The organism is Bacillus sp. FSL W8-0770 (genome assembly GCF_038008705.1).
Taxonomy (GTDB): Bacteria; Bacillota; Bacilli; order Bacillales; family Bacillaceae_G; genus Bacillus_A; species Bacillus_A cereus.
This window is the reverse complement of sequence record NZ_JBBOZR010000001.1, coordinates 1,567,573-1,588,802: the sequence shown is the minus strand read 5'-3', so window position 1 is coordinate 1,588,802 and position 21,230 is coordinate 1,567,573. Positions and strand designations below refer to the sequence as shown.

Here is a 21,230-nt window from a genome sequence, read left to right as displayed (position 1 = left end):
CCTACCTTTTCAATTCAACGATTTCAACGTACATCTTTCCATTCTTCGTCAAAATCTTTCCGGTTCCAATCTCTTCATTCTCAAGCATAAGACGCACCGTATTTTTCGTTGAATTTTCAAGACGATACAATGTACCTTTCGTAATATGAAGCAGATCTTCAATTTTCTTTTTCGTATTTCCGATTTCAAAATAAATTGTTAACGGAATATCATCTTGTAATTTCAAATCTAGCCAACTCCCATATCATGTTCACGAAAATTTCATGTTCTCTCTATATATGAAACTTCTTATTTTGAAACGTCGATATTTAATATTTTTTTAATATATCCTTGCGTTTCTTTAAATGGCGGTACGCCTCCGTACTTTCTCACATTACCAGGACCAGCATTATAAGAAGCAAGCGCCAATACTAAGTCGCCGTTATTTTTCTTTAAATAACCGCTTAACTCTTTCACGCCACCTTCAATACTTTCATCTGGTGAAAAGGGATTCTTCACACCCATCTCCTTCACATTCGCTGGCATAAGCTGCATAAGACCCATCGCACCGGCATGTGACACCGTTTTCGGATTAAAATTAGACTCTACTTCAATCATTTTTTGAATTAACGTTTTTGGAATTCCATATGTACGACTTACACGATCAATAATATCCTCATACTTCCCTTCATTGGAAGAACGTATTTTTTGAATATTATACTTCTTCGTTAATCCCCACGTATCAGCAGCCTCATTTTTCGTTTCTGGGAAACGTCGTCCAAACTCTTTTTGCGCAACTTGCACTTCATCTGCTTTCTTCGTTTCACCCTTTTCTTCGGGCTTACTCGCTTCATCTACTTTATTAATAGATTGTTCCGGCTTATTAACAACCGTTTCTATTTTCGTAGATTGTACCGGCTGACTCATATCCTCTACTTTTGCTGGCTGCGTAGTTTCTTTCGTCTCCTTCGCAGGCTCACTCTGCAACTTCTCTTGAAAACGACTACTAACAAATGCTTGTGGACTACTTAGCTTTTGCTGAATTTGCCCTTTCTTATATGCAAGCACTTCTTTTACTATATTTCCAACTATCATAATATCACCTTTTCGGAAAACAAAGATAATCTAATATTAGAGTTTTTTTTTAAAGTTTGCAATAATCCTTTTAATAATTATGTAATAAAAAAATGAATATATTGTTAAACTGTTATTTTTTTATATTTATTAATTCGAATTTTTAGTTGACACCCGCTATGACAGGGATTACAATAAATCTCGAAATTGATTTTTTCGCATATTATCGTTTTTCAATTTGCAGAAAAGTCAATATAAAAAAATGGGGGTTTCTTAACATGAGAATTAATACAAACATTAACAGCATGCGTACTCAAGAGTACATGCGCCAAAACCAAGCTAAAATGAGCAACGCTATGGACCGTTTATCAAGCGGTAAACGTATCAACAACGCTTCTGACGATGCAGCAGGTCTTGCAATCGCAACTCGTATGCGTGCTCGTGAAAGTGGATTAGGAGTAGCAGCTAATAACACGCAAGACGGTATTTCATTAATCCGTACTGCTGATTCAGCAATGAACTCAGTATCTAACATCTTACTTCGTATGCGTGACCTTGCAAACCAATCTGCAAATGGTACAAATACTAACGAAAACCAAGCTGCATTAAACAAAGAGTTTGATGCATTAAAAGAACAAATCGATTATATTTCTACAAACACTGAGTTCAATGATAAAAAATTATTAGATGGTTCAAATAAAACTATCGCAGTTCAAACATTAGATAATGCTGATACAAGTAAGCAAATCAACATCAACTTATCTAATGTTTCTACTAAAGAATTAGGACTTGATACTTTATCTATTGGAACTGATAAAGTAGAAAAAACAGTATATGATGCAACTACAAAAGCATTTGCTGATCTTGGAGCAAAAACAGGTGCTGATAAGGCCGCATTTGATGCAGATGTAACTGCTGCTATGAAAGAATTCGATAAGGTTAAACCATTCATGTCTGCAGACGATGTAAAGAAAATTGAAACGAAACTTGAAGACTACAATAAAGCAAATGATGCTGGTGCACAAGCTGCTGCACAAGCACTTGGTAAAGAATTTGCTACATTAACAAAACTTGAGACTACAGATCTTAAAGCTAATGCTTCTGGTGCAATCGCATCTATCGATACAGCATTAAAAAATATTGCTTCTAACCGTGCAACTCTAGGTGCTACATTAAACCGTCTAGACTTTAACGTAAACAACCTGAAGAGCCAATCTTCTTCTATGGCTTCAGCTGCTTCTCAAATCGAAGACGCTGACATGGCGAAAGAAATGTCTGAAATGACTAAGTTCAAAATCTTGAACGAAGCTGGAATCAGCATGCTTTCTCAAGCAAACCAAACTCCACAAATGGTTTCTAAATTATTACAATAAGCCATTTGAGTTAGTTTCCTGAATAAACCTCTCTGCTTGCGGAGAGGTTTATTTTTTCTATATAGATAGATTGAAAGATTTTTTAACTTAAAGAGAAGCTCTAGCCATATTTAGTAGCGGTCAGGGCCTATTTTATTCTCGTTCGGTGTATGAAAACAAAAAGATAAAGTGAGAATAAGTCTCTTTTTCTCTTCATAGCCGTTTATTAGCTTTTGAATATTGATTATATCAATCTATAAGGAGTGTCTATTATGCGTATTGGTACGAATGTTTTGAGTATGAATGCTAGGCAGTCGTTGTATGAGAATGAGAAGCATATGAATGTTGCAATGGAGCATTTGGCGACTGGTAAGAAGTTGAACAACGCTTCGGATAATCCCGCAAATATCGCAATTGTTACTCGGATGCATGCGAGAGCAAGTGGTATGCGTGTGGCGATTCGTAATAATGAAGATGCGATATCGATGCTTCGCACGGCGGAAGCTGCCCTTCAAACTGTGACAAATATTTTACAGCGTATGCGTGATTTAGCCGTTCAATCTGCGAACGGTACAAATTCAAATAAAAACCGTCATTCGCTGAATAAAGAGTTTCAGTCTTTAACAGAACAAATTGGCTATATTGGCGAGACGACTGAGTTTAATGATTTATCTGTATTTGACGGTCAAAACCGCCGTGTTACATTAGACGATATCGGTCATACGGTACATATATCAAAATCTATTTCCCCTTCCCCTACACAACATGACATCAAGATTTCAACGGAACAAGAAGCAAGAACGACAATTCGTAAAATCGAAGAGGCTTTGCAAAGTGTGTCACTTCATCGTGCCGACCTTGGCTCTATGATAAATCGTTTACAGTTTAATATTGAAAATTTAAATAGCCAAAGTATGGCGTTAACAGATGCTGCATCTCTAATTGAAGATACAGACATGGCGCAGGAGATGAGTGATTTTTTAAAGTTCAAATTATTGACTGAAGTTGCAACTAGTATGGTTTCACAAGCGAACCAAATTCCACAAATAGTCTCTAAACTACTACAATCATAAAAATTCATCTTCCTTCTTTGGAACGATTCCATACAAAATAAAAGGGAAATACATATAAACTATGTATCTCCCTTTTATTTTGTACCCAAATTTTATTACTGTGTTACCGTCATAACTTGTCCGCTACGGTCAACCATTATTTTCATTTTTCCGTCTTGTGCATTATATAGCCCGAGTTTATGTAATTCCATTTTACAATCTTGTACGAAAGTTGGTAATTTACGAATTTGATCGATATCAGAACTTGTAATGAAATGAATTAAAAGCTGCGTCATACCTTTAATATCTTGTACAAGCTCTTCTTTCTCTCGTTTTAGCCTTTCATTTTCTAGTTGTAACGACTGCAATTCACCTTCTAAGCTACGTGTATTCTTTGCTTCTCTAGAACGCCCTGCCGCCATGCTAGAAAGCTTATAAATACCTTCCATAAACTGATGTAGTTCGTCTTCTTTCCTTTCACTACATTGATTAATTGTTTCAAAGTTATCAACGATACCAGATATAACTGTTACAAGATTTTTTTCATCCTCTTTATGCTGGATTTCTTCTTTTAATTCGTACTCGTTTTCTTGTTTTCTTGCAACGATTGTCTCTTTTACTGGTATATATTTTCGCTTTCGTCCCGGTTTTTGTTTTTCAATATTTTCAAACGGTATTTCACGTTTTTTCAATTTATAATACGTATTTTGCAATTGACTTTCCGTTTTAGGAAAAAGATTTAGTTCATTTTTACTTACGTATTTTGAAATATTTAAAATGTTTAAACCGTGACGTTGACAAAATTGATACACTTCATACAGTAGCTCTAGTTCAGACTTCAGCCATGTAATTGTTGATTTTTCATATGCTCGCATCCCGCCATTTTTTTCTATATCTATTTGGAATAATACCATTCTATTATGTAAATCAACTAATTCTTCATACTTTACTTGGAATTCTTTTTCTATTTTTTTTAATTCCGCCTCTAGTTGCATATCGTTCATTTTATTATTTGACATGTTTTGTAAAAGACCTAATACATTAATTGCTGTGTGGTGATACATAATCTGTGCCACTCCCCCTCATCCTTTCACAATTCTCATCTGACTCCCATGTCTTTTAAGAAAATAGCAATTTTTACATATCCATATTATAACAGTTCGAAATTATCTGTCAAATAATAAACATACAAAAATGTATAGAAAGTATAAAAATTTGGAAAATATTTTTTAATTAATATGTAAAATTGCATATTAATTACATTTAATTATATTATATGGTATTTTAAATGTTTTTTCACCGAAAAAATTTGCGTTACCACGAAAATATTACTAAAATAATCCAAAAAATACGTTCTCTTATATTTTCAAATCAAAAATCTTCAAATGAAGATTTTACTTACATTCAGCGACAAACACCTCAGAAACCTTTTATTTTTCTGCCAGCTTAAAGTATAGAATACTAAAAAGGAACTAGCCAATGCTACACATGGCTAATTCCTTCCTCTCTCTAACAGAATAGAGTTATAAACCCAGTCTTCAAATCCTCAATCGAAGTCTCACTTCTTCTTACCTAAAACTACTTCATACCTCTGAACTCACATCGCATGAGACTCTATTAAGCACTGAAAACTTTCTTACATAAGTAGTTCCTCTATTCCTACTAAATAGAAAAATGTTATACACCAGCTCTTCTACTTACCTATAACCACTCCATATCTCTGTTCTCAACATCGCATAGGGCTCTATTAAGCGCTGATCGCTCAACACTTGGCTAGAGCTTCTATTCCGGCTAAATAGAAACTTTTAAAGTACTAACTTATCAACTAAACCAATTAGCTCTTGAATATCTGGCTTACTTACTTGAGCATTTGCTCCTACAGCTTCACCTTTATGGAATAATTCATTTGTAATTAATGAAGAGAAAATAATGACTGGTAAACGATTCATTACTTCACTATCCTTAACCACTTTCGTTAAATGATGTCCATCCATTTTTGGCATTTCAATATCCGTAATTAGCAAGTGAATATGTTCAAACATTTTTTCGCCTTGCTCTTTCGCTAATTTTTCAATTTGTGCTAACGCTTCTGCACCATTGCTGAAGAAGTTCATTTTCGTATATCCAGCTGATGATAATGTTTCTTCTAATATTTGGCGAAGCATCGCTGAATCTTCTGCAATGTAAATTACTTTTTCAGCTCGATCTGTTTTTTGTTCTAATCCTGCAATTGATTTATTGTCATAACCAGTGCCGCTAATTTCACATACAATTTTTTCATAATCTAATAGTAAGATGATTTTTCCATCTAGTTTTACAATACCAGATGTCGTTTCTTCTAGTCCCATAGATAATGAAGCTGGTTCATCAATTTGTTCCCACGAAATACGTTGAATACGATGCACTTCATCAACGCGGAAAATAACTTTCATTTGGTTTAATTCTGAGATGATAAATTTCGTTTGATCAAGTGGCTTTGTTGACTTTAAATTAAGAGCCATTGCCAAGTTAATAACAGGTAAAATTTCACCACGTACTTGAACAACACCTTCAACTGCATGATGAGATTCTGGCACAGTTGTAACAGGGAATGGATTAATGATTTCACGTACTTTCATTACATTAATACTAAATAGGTTTTCACCAACAGTGTACGTAACAATCTCTAATTCATTTGTTCCGCTTTCTAATAAAATACTTTGTGCTTGTGACATAAAGGTGTCGCTCCCCTTCCATTAATTCCGTATATCTAATTATTAAGCTTTATAAAAGCGAAAAAGTCAACTACCTATATAAAAAATATAGATAGTCGAACGATTCATTTTATTAAAAAACAATTAATCTTGTATAAACGAAGCAAGTGCCTCTAATAACACTTCTTGTGCTCCTACAATTTCCGTCGGCATTGCTTCCCATTTTTTCGAAAGCTCCGTCTCTACTCTTATTCTCAGCTCAGAATTCATTTCTGCTAGCACATATTCTTTCGTTGCTATATCAACATCAAGTAGCGCAAGTGCATATAATTCCGGGTCATTTATTTCTTCGAATAATCGTTTTAATACTACCGGTGCTATATGTTTTAATTTTTCAATATGAATTTCCTTATCCGAAAATAGTAACTCATATTGAATAAACGTAACATTTTCTTTAATCACTTTAAAATAACAATTATTTTTTTTATCATTCACAAAATAACCGTTTGGATCTGCGATAATACTCTCTACTTTACGAATTAAATCTGGCAAACTATTCGCCGCCATTACAGTCCGCTGCTCAACCTCACTCGGCGAAATGAATGTAACGCGATACTTATTTTGCGCCATCCTCCTCACCTCTCCTTTTATAGAAATTCAGTCTAATTGTATACTAAAACTACCTTAAATTAACTTAAAACTATTTTATATTACCACTTCTTACACTACCATACTACTCTAGTAACGCTACATATCTCTGGTCTTACACATCGGTCGGGACTCTATTAGGCACTAACCGCTCCAAAACATCGCCAGGTCCTCTCTCAAAACCTAAAAAGTGCTTTTAAGAACCTTTCAATAACTCTATGTTATTAAACCAAAACGCTATCTGCTGATCCGTAATATTTGGCAACATAACAAAAAACTCACGACACTTCATCTCATCCTTAAACAGTTGATACTTCCAAACAGTATCGCTACCAACACTTATGAAATAAAACTCATGGATACGGCCAATGATTGCTTGTTTTTCGCCAAATGAATACGGAGGCACTTGCTTAATTTCAAATTGATCTGGTAAATATACATGCTCTTCTCGTTCTATTTTTAATACTTGCTCGGCAAGTTCACGTTTATTTTCGAAAAAAGGCAATTGTAAAATTCGCTCTTGTCTTGTCATACGAATAAAAAACCCTTTCTACTCCATTACATTTTTTCCATGCGATATATTATCTAATTAAGTTTACAACTTCATTTAATACTTCATCTGAAACTTTAATTACTTTCGCATTTCCTTGGAATCCGCGTTGGTATAACATTAAGTCAACGAATTCTACAGATAAATCTACGTTAGCACCTTCTTGTGCACCACCGCGTACTTTACCTGCACCGTTTTGACCAGATGTACCAAGAGCTAAAATACCTGTTGTATTCGTCGCCGTATAGTTACCATTACCTGTTTTCATTAGTCCACCTTCGTTCGGGAACATCGCAACAGCTAATTGGCCAGCAGATTTCATACTTCCATCAGAATATTTTACCATCACATATCCACCGTCAGCAATGAAGCAATCTTTAACCGTCGCTGCTGCTCTACCATCTACGTCTGTTACTGATAATGTTTTATCTGTTGGATGATTTGTTAAATGGCTTAAGTCTAATTTTATAGAGCCGCCATCAAATGGAATATTAGCTCCTTGCTCTTTCGGATTTGGATTTCCAACAGCATCAAATGTCATATTACCACCTGCACCTGGAACATCTTTAAACTCTGTTTCTTTTTTCGAGTCATTGCGCATTTGTACTTTATATGTATAGTTATGTTCGCTCGTTTGTTTAAACTCTACACGCATTGTCCATGTATTCCCCGCATTATCATATACAGGTAAATCTTGTGTAATTTGTTTTTCACCAGTTGGAATATTCCCTTTAATGGTCCCTTTCGATGTTCGAATACCACCAATTGCTGTTCCCATTGGAATTTGCAACGGTCCTGGAATTCCAGATAAATCAACTTCACCAGTTGCCTCATTTGCAGGGTAGGCAAATACGTATTGACCTTCAGTATTCGTAATATAGTAATCTGAAGATATCCCAAACGTACCTTTACGAGTAAATTCCATATTTCCGCCTTTTGAATCACCTACAACGAAGAAACCATTACCTTCCATTGCTGCTTGTGTTTTGCCACCTGTTAACGTAATTGTACCATCACTATAATCCGTAACCGTACCACTCATTTTCACACCGTTACCAATACTTTTCGGATTCGTTCCTGCGTATTTACCGTCACCTTTTGCACCAATCGAATTGTTATATAGTAAATCATCAAACATTGCTTTTTGTTTTTTATAACCTACTGTTTGTGCATTGGCAATATTATTTGAAGTTACACTTAATGCATTTTGTGTTGCATTCATCCCTGTAATACTTGTATATAACGCTTTAATCATAACGTATGGACACTCCTTATGAATTTGTATTTTTTACTTCTTCAGTTACTTTTTGATCGTCTTTCTTTGCGTCTTCTGGATTCGTTTCCCCAATCGGTTTATCAGACACTCTCTCAACGAAACGAAGAGAGACAACTTTATTATTAATAACGAGCTGTACATCGTTATTTTCCGCAAGACGAACCGTTTCTACTTGACCGGTTACTTTGTTTCCGTCACCGTCAACACCTCTTACATATTTCCCTAAAAACTTCATTCCACCATCAAGTGCTGTTGAATACATCGTTGATTGCAGCTTATCTACTGCTTTCGTCATATTCTGTACTTGTTCCATAAGAGATAACTGCGCTGTCTGATTCATCATTTGATTCATATCCATCGCATTAAATGGATCTTGATGTTGGAAACTTGATAAAAACAATTTTAAGAAATCATCTTTCCCCATTACCCCAGGAGTCTTTTGCGCTCCTGCTGAAACTCCATTACTTTGTTGCACTGGCGATTGTACACCATTAACAGGTACATTACTTTTTTGCGCTCCTGCTTGTAACGGAATATGATTTGTACTCGTTGTATTTAATCCAACTGTTGGCACGCTTTATTCCTCCAATAATCCCGCAAATTCTGTTGATTGTTGTTTTTCATGATTTGTATTTGCTAATTTCTGTTTTTGCCTTTGCTCTTGTTCTCGCTGTTCTTTACGATTTTCATCTTTATCTGAATAGCTAATTTGAATATTGATTTCTTTTTCTTTTAACTTTAATCTCAATTCATCAAAAATGATTTCAACACGTTTTTTCGCATCGTGTTTTTCCATTTCTACGTGAACGTCAATTTGATCTCCGTGTTTTTTCATAAACACTGTTAATGTACCAAGTTTTTCTGGATTTAACTGAAATAAAACACGTTCTTGTTTCACTACAAATTTTTGCAGCGCTTCTACTTGCGCTTCCATTTTCTTTCCTAAGTCAGGTAATGAAACTTTCTCAGCACCACTATTTGATTTCCCTATTTGTTCGGTACTCGTCGTTTTATTTAATAATTCTGCACCTGCAGAGCTCGAATCGTTTAATGCATCAACTTCTGGCAACTCTATCTTTGCATCATCGCTCTCAGCTTTCGGAAGATCTACGTCTTTAAACTCTTCTTGTTTCTTTGCAATATTACAAGTTTCTGTTTCTACAGCCTTCAATGCTTGCATCGCTTGCTCTGGCATCTTCATTTTGTCTAATACCATTTGCATTGTATCTTCTAAACATATAGCATTTTTGATATTCATATTTGAAAGAAGTTCTTGTAATTGTTGTAATTCAGCTGCAGGTAATTCATTAAGTTTAATATTGCCATATTCTTTATATAGCTCTTGTATTTTTTGTATGTATTGATATAACAATTCCGGCTGCACATGTAATTGCTCAATTGCAACCATTTGCTCAGATACAGCTAATAACAACTGTTCTGTCTCTTTTTTTTCTTCTTTCTTTACAATAGGTTCTTCTTCCGTTACCGATTTTTTAGAAAGAATATAATCTTTTCTCTCTTCTTTTGGTGCTTCTTCTCGTTTCGTTTTCTCCGTTTGCGGCTGTTTTTTATTTTCCATTCTCATCGTACGATCGAATGAAGAATCTTCATTTTTTGATTGTACTTCTAGCCCTTTTTCTTTTTGCGGAGGTAAACTTTGTTGCACCGGTAATACAGACTGTATCACTACATTCACCTCATCCATTCATACACATTTTCAAATCCAGAAGCATTTTTTCTTCCAGCTTTTCTTGTGCTTTCGCAAGCTTTTTGCAATCTTCTTGATACATCTCATCAATGACACGTTCTTTTTCTTTTACTTGCTCTAAAAGGCTTTCATTTTTTTGAATAAAACCTTCCGTTTTTTTAATTTTTCGATTCCATTCTTCTATTCTTTCAGGTGAAAACGTATGTGAAGAAAGCATTCCAGCCATAATACGTTGCCCAGTTTGTACGACTTTACTACGCGATTTCACAACATATAAATCATATTCTTTTTTTTGTTCTATTTTTCTTTTTTCAGCTGTTAATTCATACACTTCTTTTAAAATATGTTCTTTTTCTTGGTTTATTTGCAATTTTATTGTGTCGTACTGCTGTTTATCCACCTGTTTTCATAGCCCCTTTCTATTATAACGTTCTCTTTTTCTATTATATAGTTTTTTTCCAAAAAAATCTGTGAAATATTAAAAAACAAAAAAATAAGACCTCTTGGGCAGAGGCCTTATACTATATGCTGTATCGCTTCAACGATATCATCAAATTGGAAACTATCCGATCGACCTTGCTTTAAAAATGTATTTATGCCTTCTACTTTATTTTTACATTCAAAAATATAAGCATTTTCTTCATTTTCTTGAATCGTTCCTAGCTTAAAATACAATTCATTTTCTTTATAAATTGATAAAATCTTTCTCATTTCATTTGCAAGTTGCCAATGATGTGGCGAAACAATTTCTTCCATAATCCTACTTACTGAATCTAATACTGAAATTGCAGGATAATGACTAAGCGTTGCAAGCTCACGCTTTAATACGATATGTCCATCTAAAATACCACGTGCTAAATCTGGTACAGGACCATTTAAATCATCCCCATCAACAAGCACCGTATAAATACCTGTTATAGATCCCTTTTGTGTTTTTCCGGACCGCTCTAACAACTTCTTCATATAACTTTCCATTAACAGTGTTTTACCACCAATCGGTAATTCTTTAACAGCAATATCAACACTTCTTCGTGCATCGGCAAAACGAGTAACAGAGTCCATCATAAGTAATACGTTATTACCTTGATCACGGAAGTATTCAGCAATAGACGTTGCGAGTTTCGCTGCACGAAGTTGCATAAGGTGACTTTCATCTGACGTCGCTACAACAACGACGCTTTTTCGCATACCTTCCTCGCCTAACTCTTTTCGAATAAAGTCTTTTACTTCCCGGCCACGTTCTCCTACTAAACTAATAACATTTATATCAGCTTTTGCATTTTTTGCTATCATTCCAAGTAAAGTTGATTTACCAACACCTGACCCAGCAAAAATACCAATCTTTTGACCGATACCAATTGTTAGCATAGAATCAATTGATTTTATTCCTGTTTCAAATACATCGGTAATCTCTTCACGTTCAAATGCATGTATAGGTGGTGCATCTAGTTTTATTTTCTGTAATGGAATGTTTTCAGCTTCCTCATTTAACACTTCACCATTTGCACTTAACACTGTTCCGAGCAAGTGATTACCACGTGGTACAACAACATCTTCTGAAACTAATGTCACTGAATCTCCATAACATACTTTTTCTGTCTGTTCAAATGGAAGTAGCATATTATTTTCTTTTTCAATGGCAATCACTTCACATAAGACGTTATGTTCTCCAACGAAGCAAACATCTCCGATCTTCGCTTTCGGCCCTTTTGCTACGAAAAACTGTTCTTGTACACTATGAACTTTGCCTACTTTCGTATACAGCGGTGTTTCAATGAACTTATTCCATTTTTCGTTCTCATTCATTAACAGGCGGCTCATACATTTTGCTCCTCAAATAACTTCTCTTCTTCCCATTTCTGACGAAGTTTCGCAAATATAGGTGCAAATTTAAATTCAAAGAACTCTTTCTCTTCTTCCAGAACAAATTCACCAAACTGCAGGGAGAAATCATATTTCCATTCTACTAATTGTAGTAACCAATATTCTTTCGTATTCTCCTTCTCTTCTTGAATACGTTCAAACGTTTCTGGATGTACTGTAATGATTAATTTTTCAAACGAAGTTGGCAATGTTTGCACGATGCCAGTTAAAATAGGTAACACATCAAGCAATCGTGAATCTACCGCTTGATTCACGATTTTTTCTGCTAGATGAAAAGATTGATTCCATAACAACTCTGTCCATTCATACGCTGTTTCTTGTTGTTCTTTTTGAAATTGCACACGCGCTGCTTCCATCTGTTCCATTTGCTCATGAATATGCATTTGAAATTGTTCTTTATCTTGTAATAACTGCTGCCGCTCTCGTTCTAGCATTTGCTTCTCTTGCCTTAGCTGATTCATTTCCATATGTAACGATTCTTGCTGGGCGCGAAGTTCTGCATGATCAGCTTGTAATTCTTCCTCTTCTATTTGAACTGAAGCTGGTTTTGGAAATTGTAATTCATACGTTTCTTCAGAAAAAGAAACAGAATTCTTCGGAATTCTGTTTTTAAATAAGGACATCCTCTTCACCTCTTTGAACGATAATTCTTCCTTCTTTCTCTAGCTTTTTCACTGTACCAGTGATCGTTTGCTGCGCTTTTTCAGCATCCGTCATCTTAAGCGGTCCTAAGCCATCTAATTCTTCTAGAATCATCTCTTTACGGTTTGAAGACATACATGTAAATAATTTCTCTTTAATTTCTTCTTTTGCAATTTTAAGTGCTTTCGCAAGAACACCGTTATCTGTAATTTCTTCTAATACACGGCGAAGCGCAAGATCTTCAAGACCAAGTAAGTCTTCAAAGACAAACATATTTTCTTTAATTTTCTCAGATAACTCATAATCGACTTCATCCAGCTTTTGAAAGACTGTTTTTTCAACACCTCGTGAAACATTATTTAAAATATTTACGATTGTTTTCAAGCCATCAGTTTTATTAATTGCACTAAATGCCATATTATTTAATTTCGATTTTAACAACTCACCAATTTGATTAATTAACTCACCATCAACTTGTTCTAGTTTCGCTATACCCATTACCGTTTCAACGCGCTTATGATCTGGCAATCTCTCAATTAATTGAGACGCAAGTTGCGGTTTAATATAAGAAGCGATAATTGCAATTGTTTGTGGTGACTCATCATTAAGCACTGTAAGAAGTGGCTCTAAATCTGTAAGTGAATTTAAGAATTCAAACGGATTATCTTTGTTATACCAAAGATCTTCCAATAATTTTTCCAGTTCGTCTTCTGGCATGTTTTTAAATATGCGACGAATGTATTCTTTATCTGGAGTGACTAAGTTCAATTCTTTTACATTTAGTTCATATAAGAACTCTCCTAGTACATTTTCTAACGTTTCTGGTTTGTATACACGAAACTTTGCGATTTCACGAAGTAATACTTCTTTTTCCTCAGCTGTCATATATTCTATGACTTTTGCTGCCACCCCTTCTTCTAATGTACGAATAAGGATGGCAGCTTTTTCTTTGGAGGAGATTTCATCTAACATCGTTGTTCCTCCCTTACTGTCCGTTTAACCATTTTTTAATTACTTTTGCAGTTCCTTCTACATGTTCTTTCGTAGCATCCTGCACTTGTTCATCTAACGTTGGTTCTTTCGGTTCTTCTGGTTCAGGTTTTGGCTCTGGCACTATTTTTTCTTCAGGAATTTCCAAGATACTTTCATTACTTGCAGCAATTTCCTCTTCTGCTAAGTATTCTTCATATTCCTCTTCTTCTTTCTTTCTCTTACGTCTTGCTAATAAGAACCATACTAGGCCACCAATCGCTAATAAGCCAGCTGTAATTCCACCGAATAACCACCAGTTCATACCACTTTTTTCTGGCTCTTTCTCTTTTTCGGCTTTCGGCTGATCGAACTGAACAGTTACAACGTTAACTTGACCATTTATAAAGTTACCGTTCGGATCAGCTTGAAGTCCTGCCGCTGTTCCGATTGCTTCTTTAAAAGTTGTCATATCAATTCTACGTTTTACTAGCGTATCATTATCTACCCATACAACAACATTTGTTTTCGTTAATTCTGGGTGTTTCTTAATTGTTTCAACTGTTTTATCTATTTCATAGTTTTCGATTTTGTTACCATTTTTATTATCATAAACAACTTTACCATTTTGATTATTGTTCGTACCGTAGTTTGGCACTTCACCGTTCGCTGTAATACCAGCACCTTGCTTCGTATCTGCCCCTTCTTGCGCAGTAGAGCTTTCCTCTTGCTCTTGTTTACTACGAAGTACACCTTTATCACCATACTTTTCTGACTGACGTGTAACTTCATCGTAGTTTACAGATACTTTCGTATTCACTTTATATTCATTCGGTTTAAACATCGTCATTAACGTTGCATCAATATCTTGCTTTAATTTACCTTCAAGTTGGTGCTGCATCTCTACTTCTTTCTCATAAGAAGAGGAACTACTAGAATGTGCTTCATCTGCTCCTTTTGAGATAACACCTTTTTTACTATCAATAACACTTACTTCTTCTGCTTTCACACCAGGAACCGCTGCACTAATCATTTGCTGTATACCCGCAACTTGATCAGCTGTTAGCAATTGTCCACGCTTCACTCCAACCGTAATCGCCGCTGTTCCTTTTGCTTTTTCTTCATCAAAAATTGTCTCTTTTTCAGGCAATGTAATTTGAACATTTGCCGTTTCAACTGTCGCAAAATTTCTTACAATATCTTGCTCCAATTGCTTCTTCGTACCGACAATTTGCTTCATTTTTTTATCTTGCTCACTTGAACCGAGAGAGCTTTCTAATAAAATTTCCTCACCGCTTTTCGAATTAAACGGTAAGCCCATCCCATTCATTTCTTTTCGAACCCATGGAGCATCATTCTTTTGCACACGAATCGAACCATCGGCCGCTAATTGATAATCGACACCTAACTTCGATAATTCTGCTGTAATCTCTTGTTTATCTGTATCATTTAAATTTTGATATACAACAACATATTTATCTGGCAAGGTGAAGTATAAAAGTGCTCCTGTTACAATCGCTAAAAGCGCAGCACCAATTACTAACTTATGCCACGTTTTTAACGATTGAATAACATTTTTCATCTTTTCCATTTAAACACACCCGTCCACTTTCCTAAATTTGCATATTAATTAGTGACTTATAATTTTCAATAAGATTATCACGTACGAGAGCAGCTGTTTTCATTTGAGACTCAGCTTTCTTTTGCTGAATTAAAACGTCATGTGTTTCTCCTACCCCTTTAGTTAGTAAATCATATACTGCTGTTTGCGCATTGTTTTGCGTTTGATTCATATCTTCCAATAAATCAATAAACTTTTTCTCCGGAGCTACAGATGTTTGAGAAGTTTTCGGTGCACCAATTGACTGAATTGCTCCAAATGGTTGTGTATGTAACATTGGTTGAATTTTCATATTACTATCTTCCTCCTTATCCTCGGCCGATTTCTAAATCTTTATCAAGCATTTTTTTATTCGCATTTAATACACTCGTATTCGCTTCATACATTTTTTGAGCAACCATTACATTCGTCATTTCAGCAGTTACATCAATATTGGGATAACGTACATATCCTTCTTCATTTGCGTGCGGATGCGTCGGATCATACACTAAATTTTCCGTTTTGTCTGCTTCAATACTTTTTATTTTTACTCCGTTAGTAGGAGCCCCATCTAACATACTTGCAAAACTATTGTTTGATTCTAGCACCACACTACGCCGCTCATATAAATCTGCCCCCGGAGCCGCCGTCGTATTTGCATTTACAATATTGTTAGAAGTAACTTCCATCCACTTTCTCGCTGTCGTTAGTCCTGAGCCACTTGCATTAATTGCCTGAAACATCCGTTGTCTCTCCTTCTACTTTTAACGTCCGCGTGCCGCTTGGTTAATTGCATATTGTGTATTAATTGCGTTAACTGAAATACCGTATAACTGATTTGCTTTCATTAAATCTAGCATTTCTGTCGTTACATCCACACTATTTCCGTCTTTATTCGTTTGCATTGATTTTGTTTGAATCTTTGCATATGTATTTTTCGTATTTACTGTCGGCAAGTGCATTTCATTCGTTTGATATAAATCTGGATTACTCTTTAAATCAGCCGCATTGTTTTTATATAACGCACTACTTTTATTCATCTGCTCAGCAAATGTTACATCTTGTGCTTTATAGCCAGGTGTATTCGCATTTGCAATATTACTAGAAACCGTATTTCGTTTCGTCACTAAATAATTCATATAATGGCTTACATCACTCACTAAATCTGGCATATTCCACACCCTTCCTTTTCTAACTTAATGATCCACTGATAGAAGTTTCACTTCATTATTTATTTTCTTATATGCATTTATTAAAATATTTACTATTATGTACCCTTACATATTTTATTCCATTTTTTCATTGTTGTCTTTAGAAAAATATAAAAATATAAAAAAGAATGCAAAAAACTGTATACACACAGTAACCTATAGAACATTTCAATATATAAACTAAAGTCCATTTTTCTATTATTTAGATTACAATTATTATTTCATCACAGTCATAAAATGAAACCTCAATCAGCGGGTTCTTTATGTAAACGAAGGAATAGACCCCCTTTTAAAAGGGGAACCTGTTTCCAGACGTTATTATTAATATTTACCGTAAAATGAATTAGCCTTCATTCGCCCATCATTTGTCATAATCATTTCTTCCAAAATCTTTTGCTTATCCCGAATATGCTGTGCTGCCTTAATAATGAACGGGCTTACTTCTGCTGCAACTTGTGCACGCGTTTCTTCATCCAATGTCATCATCCAGCGATTTAACATCTCACTCTTCTCAGCAAACTCTCTGTCTGACACTTGCAATTCACCGATTTCATTAAAACAGCTGACAAACGTCCGATAAATATCATTGTTCATTTTCAAGTGCTCCGCGGTAACCGTCTATTAAATCTTGTAACACTTTCACAATTGCATCAATATCTTTCGCTTCACGCGTTACTTTCATCGTTTGAATTTGAATGCTAATCCAATCATATAAACCATAGAGACTATCATATAAATCTTTCGTAATCTCAGGATTTAATTGAAGCTTTAGTTCTTCAAAAATACGTTCTAATTTTTCAAGAAGTGCGTCCCCTTCTTGAAGTTTAAAAGTATGTAAAAGTTCTTCTAAATTACGAAACTCTACAATACATCTTTCATAAATAAAAATTGTATTTTTAATCGGATTACTCGTCATAATATCATTTTGCATATAACGTTGCCATGCTTGCATACGATCACTTCCTCAACTTTCATTAATCATCACTTTTTTGTTTTGTCATTGCTTTAATTGTTTTTAGTTGGCTATCAAGCGCCGCCAATGTACTCTCTAGCTTTTGATACTTCTTCACGATTTCATCTTGCTTTTGCAAGTTTTGCGTCTCAATATCTTTAATCTTTTTATCTAAATCACTTACACGTGAGTCAATGTTTTTAACTCTCTCGCCGACTACACCTTTATCACCGAATAGTTTATCAAGCGGTTCTTCCATCATTTTTCCTAAACCGTTAGAACTAAAGAAAAATTGCTTCGCTGCATCGGGTTTTTCTTTTAATGCTTGTGTTAATTTTTCATCATTAACTTCCATCGTTCCATCTTGCTTTAATTGAATACCAAATGTGAATAAATAATTACCATCTTGAGAAAATGTTACGACATTGTTCATTGCCTGACGTACACTTTGCATAATAGCTTGACCTTGGAAAGCTCCACCTTTTCCAGCAAAGATATCTACTGTAGAAACAGCTTTATTATAATCAGCTACCATTTTTTTAATAACATTCGATGCATCTGTTACGTTTGAGTCATTTACTGTAAATTTTAGATCTATACCTTTTGCTTTTGGATCTGTTGTTGTACCAGCATCTGGCGCTCCTTCTACTTTCGGCTCAGTTACCTTTAACAACTCAATTTTCACACCAGGAAGAGCTTCAATTGTATTAGTAGAACCTTCCCCTTTGATACCATTAATAGTATACATAGCATTTTGTGCTTCATTGATTGTATTAAGCGCTACGCCATCCGCATTAGCTAAACCAATATCTTGAAATAGTGTAGATGTGTTCCCCTCAAACTTAATTACTCCATCTGTTCCTTCTTTTTTCGAGGTCATGAAAATTTTATTTCCAAGTGTATAAGCTGATACGCCATAATCTCCATCATTAATCTTATTAATTAAATCTTTATATGTCATATCAGTTGTTACTTTTAGTTCTTTACCACCTAGTTTTAATGTTTCATCTTTAGGAAGCTTCGCATTTATATCTTTAATGTCATTTGAAGCTATTTGATGACGCTGTGCAAGCTGTGTAATCGTCATATTAAAAGTTCCTGCAATCGCACCACCATCAGCTTTTACATTAATATAACCGTCTTGTGTTGTCGTTACTTTTTTCTCATTTCCTTTAAAAGCCGCTAAGTTTTTAAAAGTTTGTGTAAAAGAACTAAATTCTGATTTTAAACTTGTATATAGTAGTTTATCATTTGTAAGGTCATTCTTTTCTTTCGTATACGGTGTTTTTCTCATATCTAAAGCATTCATTTCTAATTCGACGAAGTTAGAAGTATCGATCATATTATTTCCGAGGTTCCAAATTTGTTGTCTACCACCAATACCTGTCATCGTTGTTCCTGCCATTTTTCTCACTCCTTATAGATTACATGTAGTCTAAAATACTCGTTTTACTCATCGTACTAACCGCTTTAAGCGTCGCTTCATACGTCGCATTTATATATGCCAAGTCAGAAATTGCGACCGCTAAATCAACATCCTCAATTTCTTTACGGTTTTCTTGAAGCGCTAAATTTTGCTCACTTAAAATTGTTTTAAACGTCTCCATTGTGTTCATTGTTGAACCAACTTCAGTTGTACGGTTAATGATGCCATCTAAGTTTTTCTTATTTTCTCCTAATAACGGTTGTAACGCTTTTTGGTCACCTTTTTGCATCGCTTCGCTCATCTGTTTTAACGTTTTTATAACCGGTGATAATAATGCTTCTCCGTTACGAAATGCCTTTAATTCATAACCATCATTTAATTGCCAGTTCACATCATTTTGTCCACCCTGGTACGTACCATCTTCTGTAAATGGTGACTTTTCTGCACTATCACCACCGAAAATATAACGACCTTGCTCTTTCGTATTCGCTAAATATACAACTTGTTTTAAAATTTGATCAATCTCTGCACCGATGGCTTTCAATTCTTTTTCACCATTTGGCTCATTTAATGCCTGTACCGTTAATTGATCTGCTCTCGTTAAAGATTTAAAAATACCTTGTAAAGTATTTTCAGTTTGTGTTAATACATTTTTTGAGTCAGCTAAATCTTTTTGCATTTGTTCAATATTCGCCAATGAATGTTGAATCGCAAATGATTTACTCGCTGCAAGTGGATCTTCACTCATAAGAAGATTTTTCTTCCCTGAAGTTACTTGGTTTCTATGGTATTGTTGTTGCACATTCAAATCCATTAACTGATTCTTTGCCCAGTTTGCATTTTGAAATGTAGATACTCTCATTTCTATCTCCTCCTTATATATTTCCAATCAATTATTATCACTTATCGAATAATCGAAAATAGACTATCAAACACTTCATTCATCGTAGTAATAGCTTTAGAGTTTGCGACGAAATATTTTTGGAAGGCCATTAAATTTACCATTTCCTCTTCCATATTTACACCTTCAACGCTCATTTTTTCTTGCTGAATACCTTCTAGTAAATCGCCATGAATTTTTTGATAACCATTTACTGCACTTTTATCAGATGCAACACGAACTATAAATTGGTCTAATGCTTGTTTATAAGAAAGACCTTCTTTATAATCTCCATCTGTAACTGCTGCTAGTTTATTTGCTGTTTCAGCAGACATTTTCATTTTCGAAACATCTTTTTGGAATTCTGGATTTAACTTCATATCTTTTGCATAATCTCCAACGAAGAAATCTTTTCCCATCACTGTATTCACTTGATTTTTCACTGAACTCATTAAGTCTTCGAGATTTTTTTTATAATCAACAATCTTTGCTTTCGTATCAATCGCTGATTTTATCGCTCCGCTAGTTACAGAGATTTCTGAACCGTAAATCTCAACTGACATTGGGTCTTTTTCTTTATTTAATTGAAGTGGATATGTATCTTGTCCATTTACTGTTAAAATACCATTCATTCTAACACTCGCGATATTAGGATTCATAGATTCATAAGATACTTCTATGTTTGCATACTTAGACATCTCTGTAACGATGCGATCTCGTTCGTCTAAAAGTTGATTCGGCACTTGTGTACCCGCTTGTCCAATTTTATGATTCGCTTCTGCTAAACTAGCAGCAAGACGATTAAATTCATTAACATGCGCTTCAATATCTTCTGCTGTCTGTGCTTCCACTGTATCTAAGTTTTTCGCAAGACGATTCACTTGACTTGTGAACTTCCCAGTTTCAGAAATTAATGTATCATAGTAGTTTGGTTGCTCTGGATTTTTTGCTACTTCACGAAAGGCATTAAAGAAACCGTCCATTAAACTAGATAATGAATTCTTCCCTGTCGTTCCAACCATAGACTCTACACGTGATAAAGTTGAATTCATGTAGTTATAGTAAGAGAGCTGAGATAATTGATCATTAAACTGCTTCGTCTTTACCTCATCAGTAATACGGTCAACACCTAGCGTTTGTACACCGTAACCAATTCTCTGTTCTGGCGTATGACCATTGCTTGCTCCAACAGATCCGTAATTCACCATTTGACGCACATAACCCGGTGTATGAATGTTAGACAAGTTTTGTTTCGTTGTTTGTAACCCCATTTGAGCCGCTAACATGCCCGATAGCGGTGTATTATAATCAGATAATCTCATAAAGCTTCACTT

Annotated in this window: 24 protein-coding genes; 2 read left to right on the top strand and 22 right to left on the bottom strand. The window is 34.9% G+C overall.

All coding sequences use genetic code 11. The annotated features are described in order from the left end of the window. Position 1: 1 nt before the first annotated feature. Together NST27_RS08345 and NST27_RS08340 are read right to left on the bottom strand one after the other, a co-directional pair. Positions 2–226, bottom strand: coding sequence for a flagellar motor switch protein FliN (locus NST27_RS08345; protein ID WP_000775712.1), 225 nt, complete (start codon positions 224–226; stop codon positions 2–4). 62 nt (positions 227–288) lie between these two features. Further along, positions 289–1,074 carry a lytic transglycosylase domain-containing protein gene (locus NST27_RS08340; protein ID WP_047385835.1) on the bottom strand — a complete coding sequence of 262 codons (786 nt, stop codon included), beginning with the start codon at positions 1,072–1,074 and terminating at the stop codon, positions 289–291. Positions 1,075–1,331: 257 nt separating this feature from the next. Here NST27_RS08340 and NST27_RS08335 point away from each other — a divergent pair, with 257 nt between their 5' ends. Next, positions 1,332–2,426 (top strand): flagellin N-terminal helical domain-containing protein, encoded by a 1,095-nt coding sequence (locus NST27_RS08335; RefSeq protein ID WP_001222338.1) that lies wholly within the window; start codon positions 1,332–1,334, stop codon positions 2,424–2,426. 251 nt (positions 2,427–2,677) lie between these two features. Continuing rightward, a complete protein-coding gene (locus tag NST27_RS08330) occupies positions 2,678–3,478 on the top strand; it encodes a flagellin N-terminal helical domain-containing protein (protein WP_001219687.1) in 801 nt (266 codons plus the stop codon). 95 nt (positions 3,479–3,573) lie between these two features. On the opposite strand, the gene NST27_RS08325 is transcribed toward NST27_RS08330, so the two are convergent. The 20 genes from NST27_RS08325 to flgK all read right to left on the bottom strand — a co-directional run bounded on the left by NST27_RS08325 (position 3,574) and on the right by flgK (position 21,218). Then, the gene (locus tag NST27_RS08325) at positions 3,574–4,521 is read right to left on the bottom strand and encodes a DNA-binding domain-containing protein (protein WP_000274677.1); all 948 of its coding nucleotides are present in this window, start codon (positions 4,519–4,521) and stop codon (positions 3,574–3,576) included. A gap of 741 nt (positions 4,522–5,262) precedes the next feature. Next, positions 5,263–6,171 carry a chemotaxis protein gene (locus NST27_RS08320; protein WP_000075943.1) on the bottom strand — a complete coding sequence of 303 codons (909 nt, stop codon included), beginning with the start codon at positions 6,169–6,171 and terminating at the stop codon, positions 5,263–5,265. Positions 6,172–6,294: 123 nt separating this feature from the next. Next, positions 6,295–6,780 carry a hypothetical protein gene (locus NST27_RS08315; protein WP_000068298.1) on the bottom strand — a complete coding sequence of 162 codons (486 nt, stop codon included), beginning with the start codon at positions 6,778–6,780 and terminating at the stop codon, positions 6,295–6,297. Positions 6,781–6,994: 214 nt separating this feature from the next. Continuing rightward, on the bottom strand, positions 6,995–7,330 hold the full coding sequence (locus tag NST27_RS08310) for a DUF3964 family protein (RefSeq protein WP_000198169.1): 336 nt from the start codon (positions 7,328–7,330) through the stop codon (positions 6,995–6,997). 49 nt (positions 7,331–7,379) lie between these two features. After that, entirely contained in the window at positions 7,380–8,603 is a 1,224-nt protein-coding gene (locus tag NST27_RS08305) for a flagellar hook protein FlgE (protein WP_000588321.1), read from the bottom strand. Between the two features lie 16 nt (positions 8,604–8,619). Next, positions 8,620–9,198, bottom strand: coding sequence for a flagellar hook assembly protein FlgD (locus tag NST27_RS08300; RefSeq protein ID WP_001143460.1), 579 nt, complete (start codon positions 9,196–9,198; stop codon positions 8,620–8,622). 3 nt (positions 9,199–9,201) lie between these two features. Then, complete coding sequence (locus tag NST27_RS08295; protein ID WP_000616454.1) at positions 9,202–10,311, bottom strand: flagellar hook-length control protein FliK; 1,110 nt, start codon at positions 10,309–10,311, stop codon at positions 9,202–9,204. Between the two features lie 10 nt (positions 10,312–10,321). Further along, the gene (locus tag NST27_RS08290) at positions 10,322–10,732 is read right to left on the bottom strand and encodes a hypothetical protein (protein ID WP_000360855.1); all 411 of its coding nucleotides are present in this window, start codon (positions 10,730–10,732) and stop codon (positions 10,322–10,324) included. A 116-nt stretch (positions 10,733–10,848) separates the two neighbouring features. Beyond that, positions 10,849–12,153, bottom strand: coding sequence for a flagellar protein export ATPase FliI (locus NST27_RS08285; protein ID WP_000088698.1), 1,305 nt, complete (start codon positions 12,151–12,153; stop codon positions 10,849–10,851). Beyond that, on the bottom strand, positions 12,150–12,839 hold the full coding sequence (locus NST27_RS08280; RefSeq protein WP_000051692.1) for a FliH/SctL family protein: 690 nt from the start codon (positions 12,837–12,839) through the stop codon (positions 12,150–12,152). The genes NST27_RS08285 and NST27_RS08280 overlap by 4 nt, the downstream gene beginning before the upstream one ends. After that, positions 12,826–13,830 (bottom strand): flagellar motor switch protein FliG, encoded by a 1,005-nt coding sequence (gene fliG, locus NST27_RS08275; protein ID WP_000883364.1) that lies wholly within the window; start codon positions 13,828–13,830, stop codon positions 12,826–12,828. Before fliG ends, NST27_RS08280 begins: the two co-directional genes overlap by 14 nt. Before the next feature lie 13 nt (positions 13,831–13,843). Next, entirely contained in the window at positions 13,844–15,418 is a 1,575-nt protein-coding gene (locus NST27_RS08270) for a flagellar M-ring protein FliF C-terminal domain-containing protein (protein WP_000413953.1), read from the bottom strand. A gap of 22 nt (positions 15,419–15,440) precedes the next feature. Beyond that, positions 15,441–15,740 (bottom strand): flagellar hook-basal body complex protein FliE, encoded by a 300-nt coding sequence (gene fliE, locus NST27_RS08265; RefSeq protein ID WP_000701670.1) that lies wholly within the window; start codon positions 15,738–15,740, stop codon positions 15,441–15,443. Positions 15,741–15,756: 16 nt separating this feature from the next. Beyond that, complete coding sequence (gene flgC, locus NST27_RS08260; protein ID WP_000484680.1) at positions 15,757–16,170, bottom strand: flagellar basal body rod protein FlgC; 414 nt, start codon at positions 16,168–16,170, stop codon at positions 15,757–15,759. Positions 16,171–16,191: 21 nt separating this feature from the next. Beyond that, positions 16,192–16,599, bottom strand: coding sequence for a flagellar basal body rod protein FlgB (gene flgB / locus NST27_RS08255; RefSeq protein ID WP_001113109.1), 408 nt, complete (start codon positions 16,597–16,599; stop codon positions 16,192–16,194). A gap of 360 nt (positions 16,600–16,959) precedes the next feature. Next, positions 16,960–17,232, bottom strand: coding sequence for a hypothetical protein (locus NST27_RS08250; RefSeq protein WP_001058088.1), 273 nt, complete (start codon positions 17,230–17,232; stop codon positions 16,960–16,962). Further along, entirely contained in the window at positions 17,222–17,590 is a 369-nt protein-coding gene (locus NST27_RS08245) for a flagellar export chaperone FliS (protein ID WP_001149516.1), read from the bottom strand. Before NST27_RS08245 ends, NST27_RS08250 begins: the two co-directional genes overlap by 11 nt. Before the next feature lie 22 nt (positions 17,591–17,612). Continuing rightward, complete coding sequence (locus NST27_RS08240) at positions 17,613–18,995, bottom strand: flagellar hook-associated protein 2 (RefSeq protein ID WP_000929291.1); 1,383 nt, start codon at positions 18,993–18,995, stop codon at positions 17,613–17,615. Positions 18,996–19,014: 19 nt separating this feature from the next. Next, positions 19,015–19,878, bottom strand: coding sequence for a flagellar hook-associated protein 3 (locus NST27_RS08235; protein WP_001266405.1), 864 nt, complete (start codon positions 19,876–19,878; stop codon positions 19,015–19,017). Between the two features lie 41 nt (positions 19,879–19,919). Next, complete coding sequence (gene flgK, locus NST27_RS08230; protein WP_001239714.1) at positions 19,920–21,218, bottom strand: flagellar hook-associated protein FlgK; 1,299 nt, start codon at positions 21,216–21,218, stop codon at positions 19,920–19,922. Between the last annotated feature and the right edge of the window lie 12 nt (positions 21,219–21,230).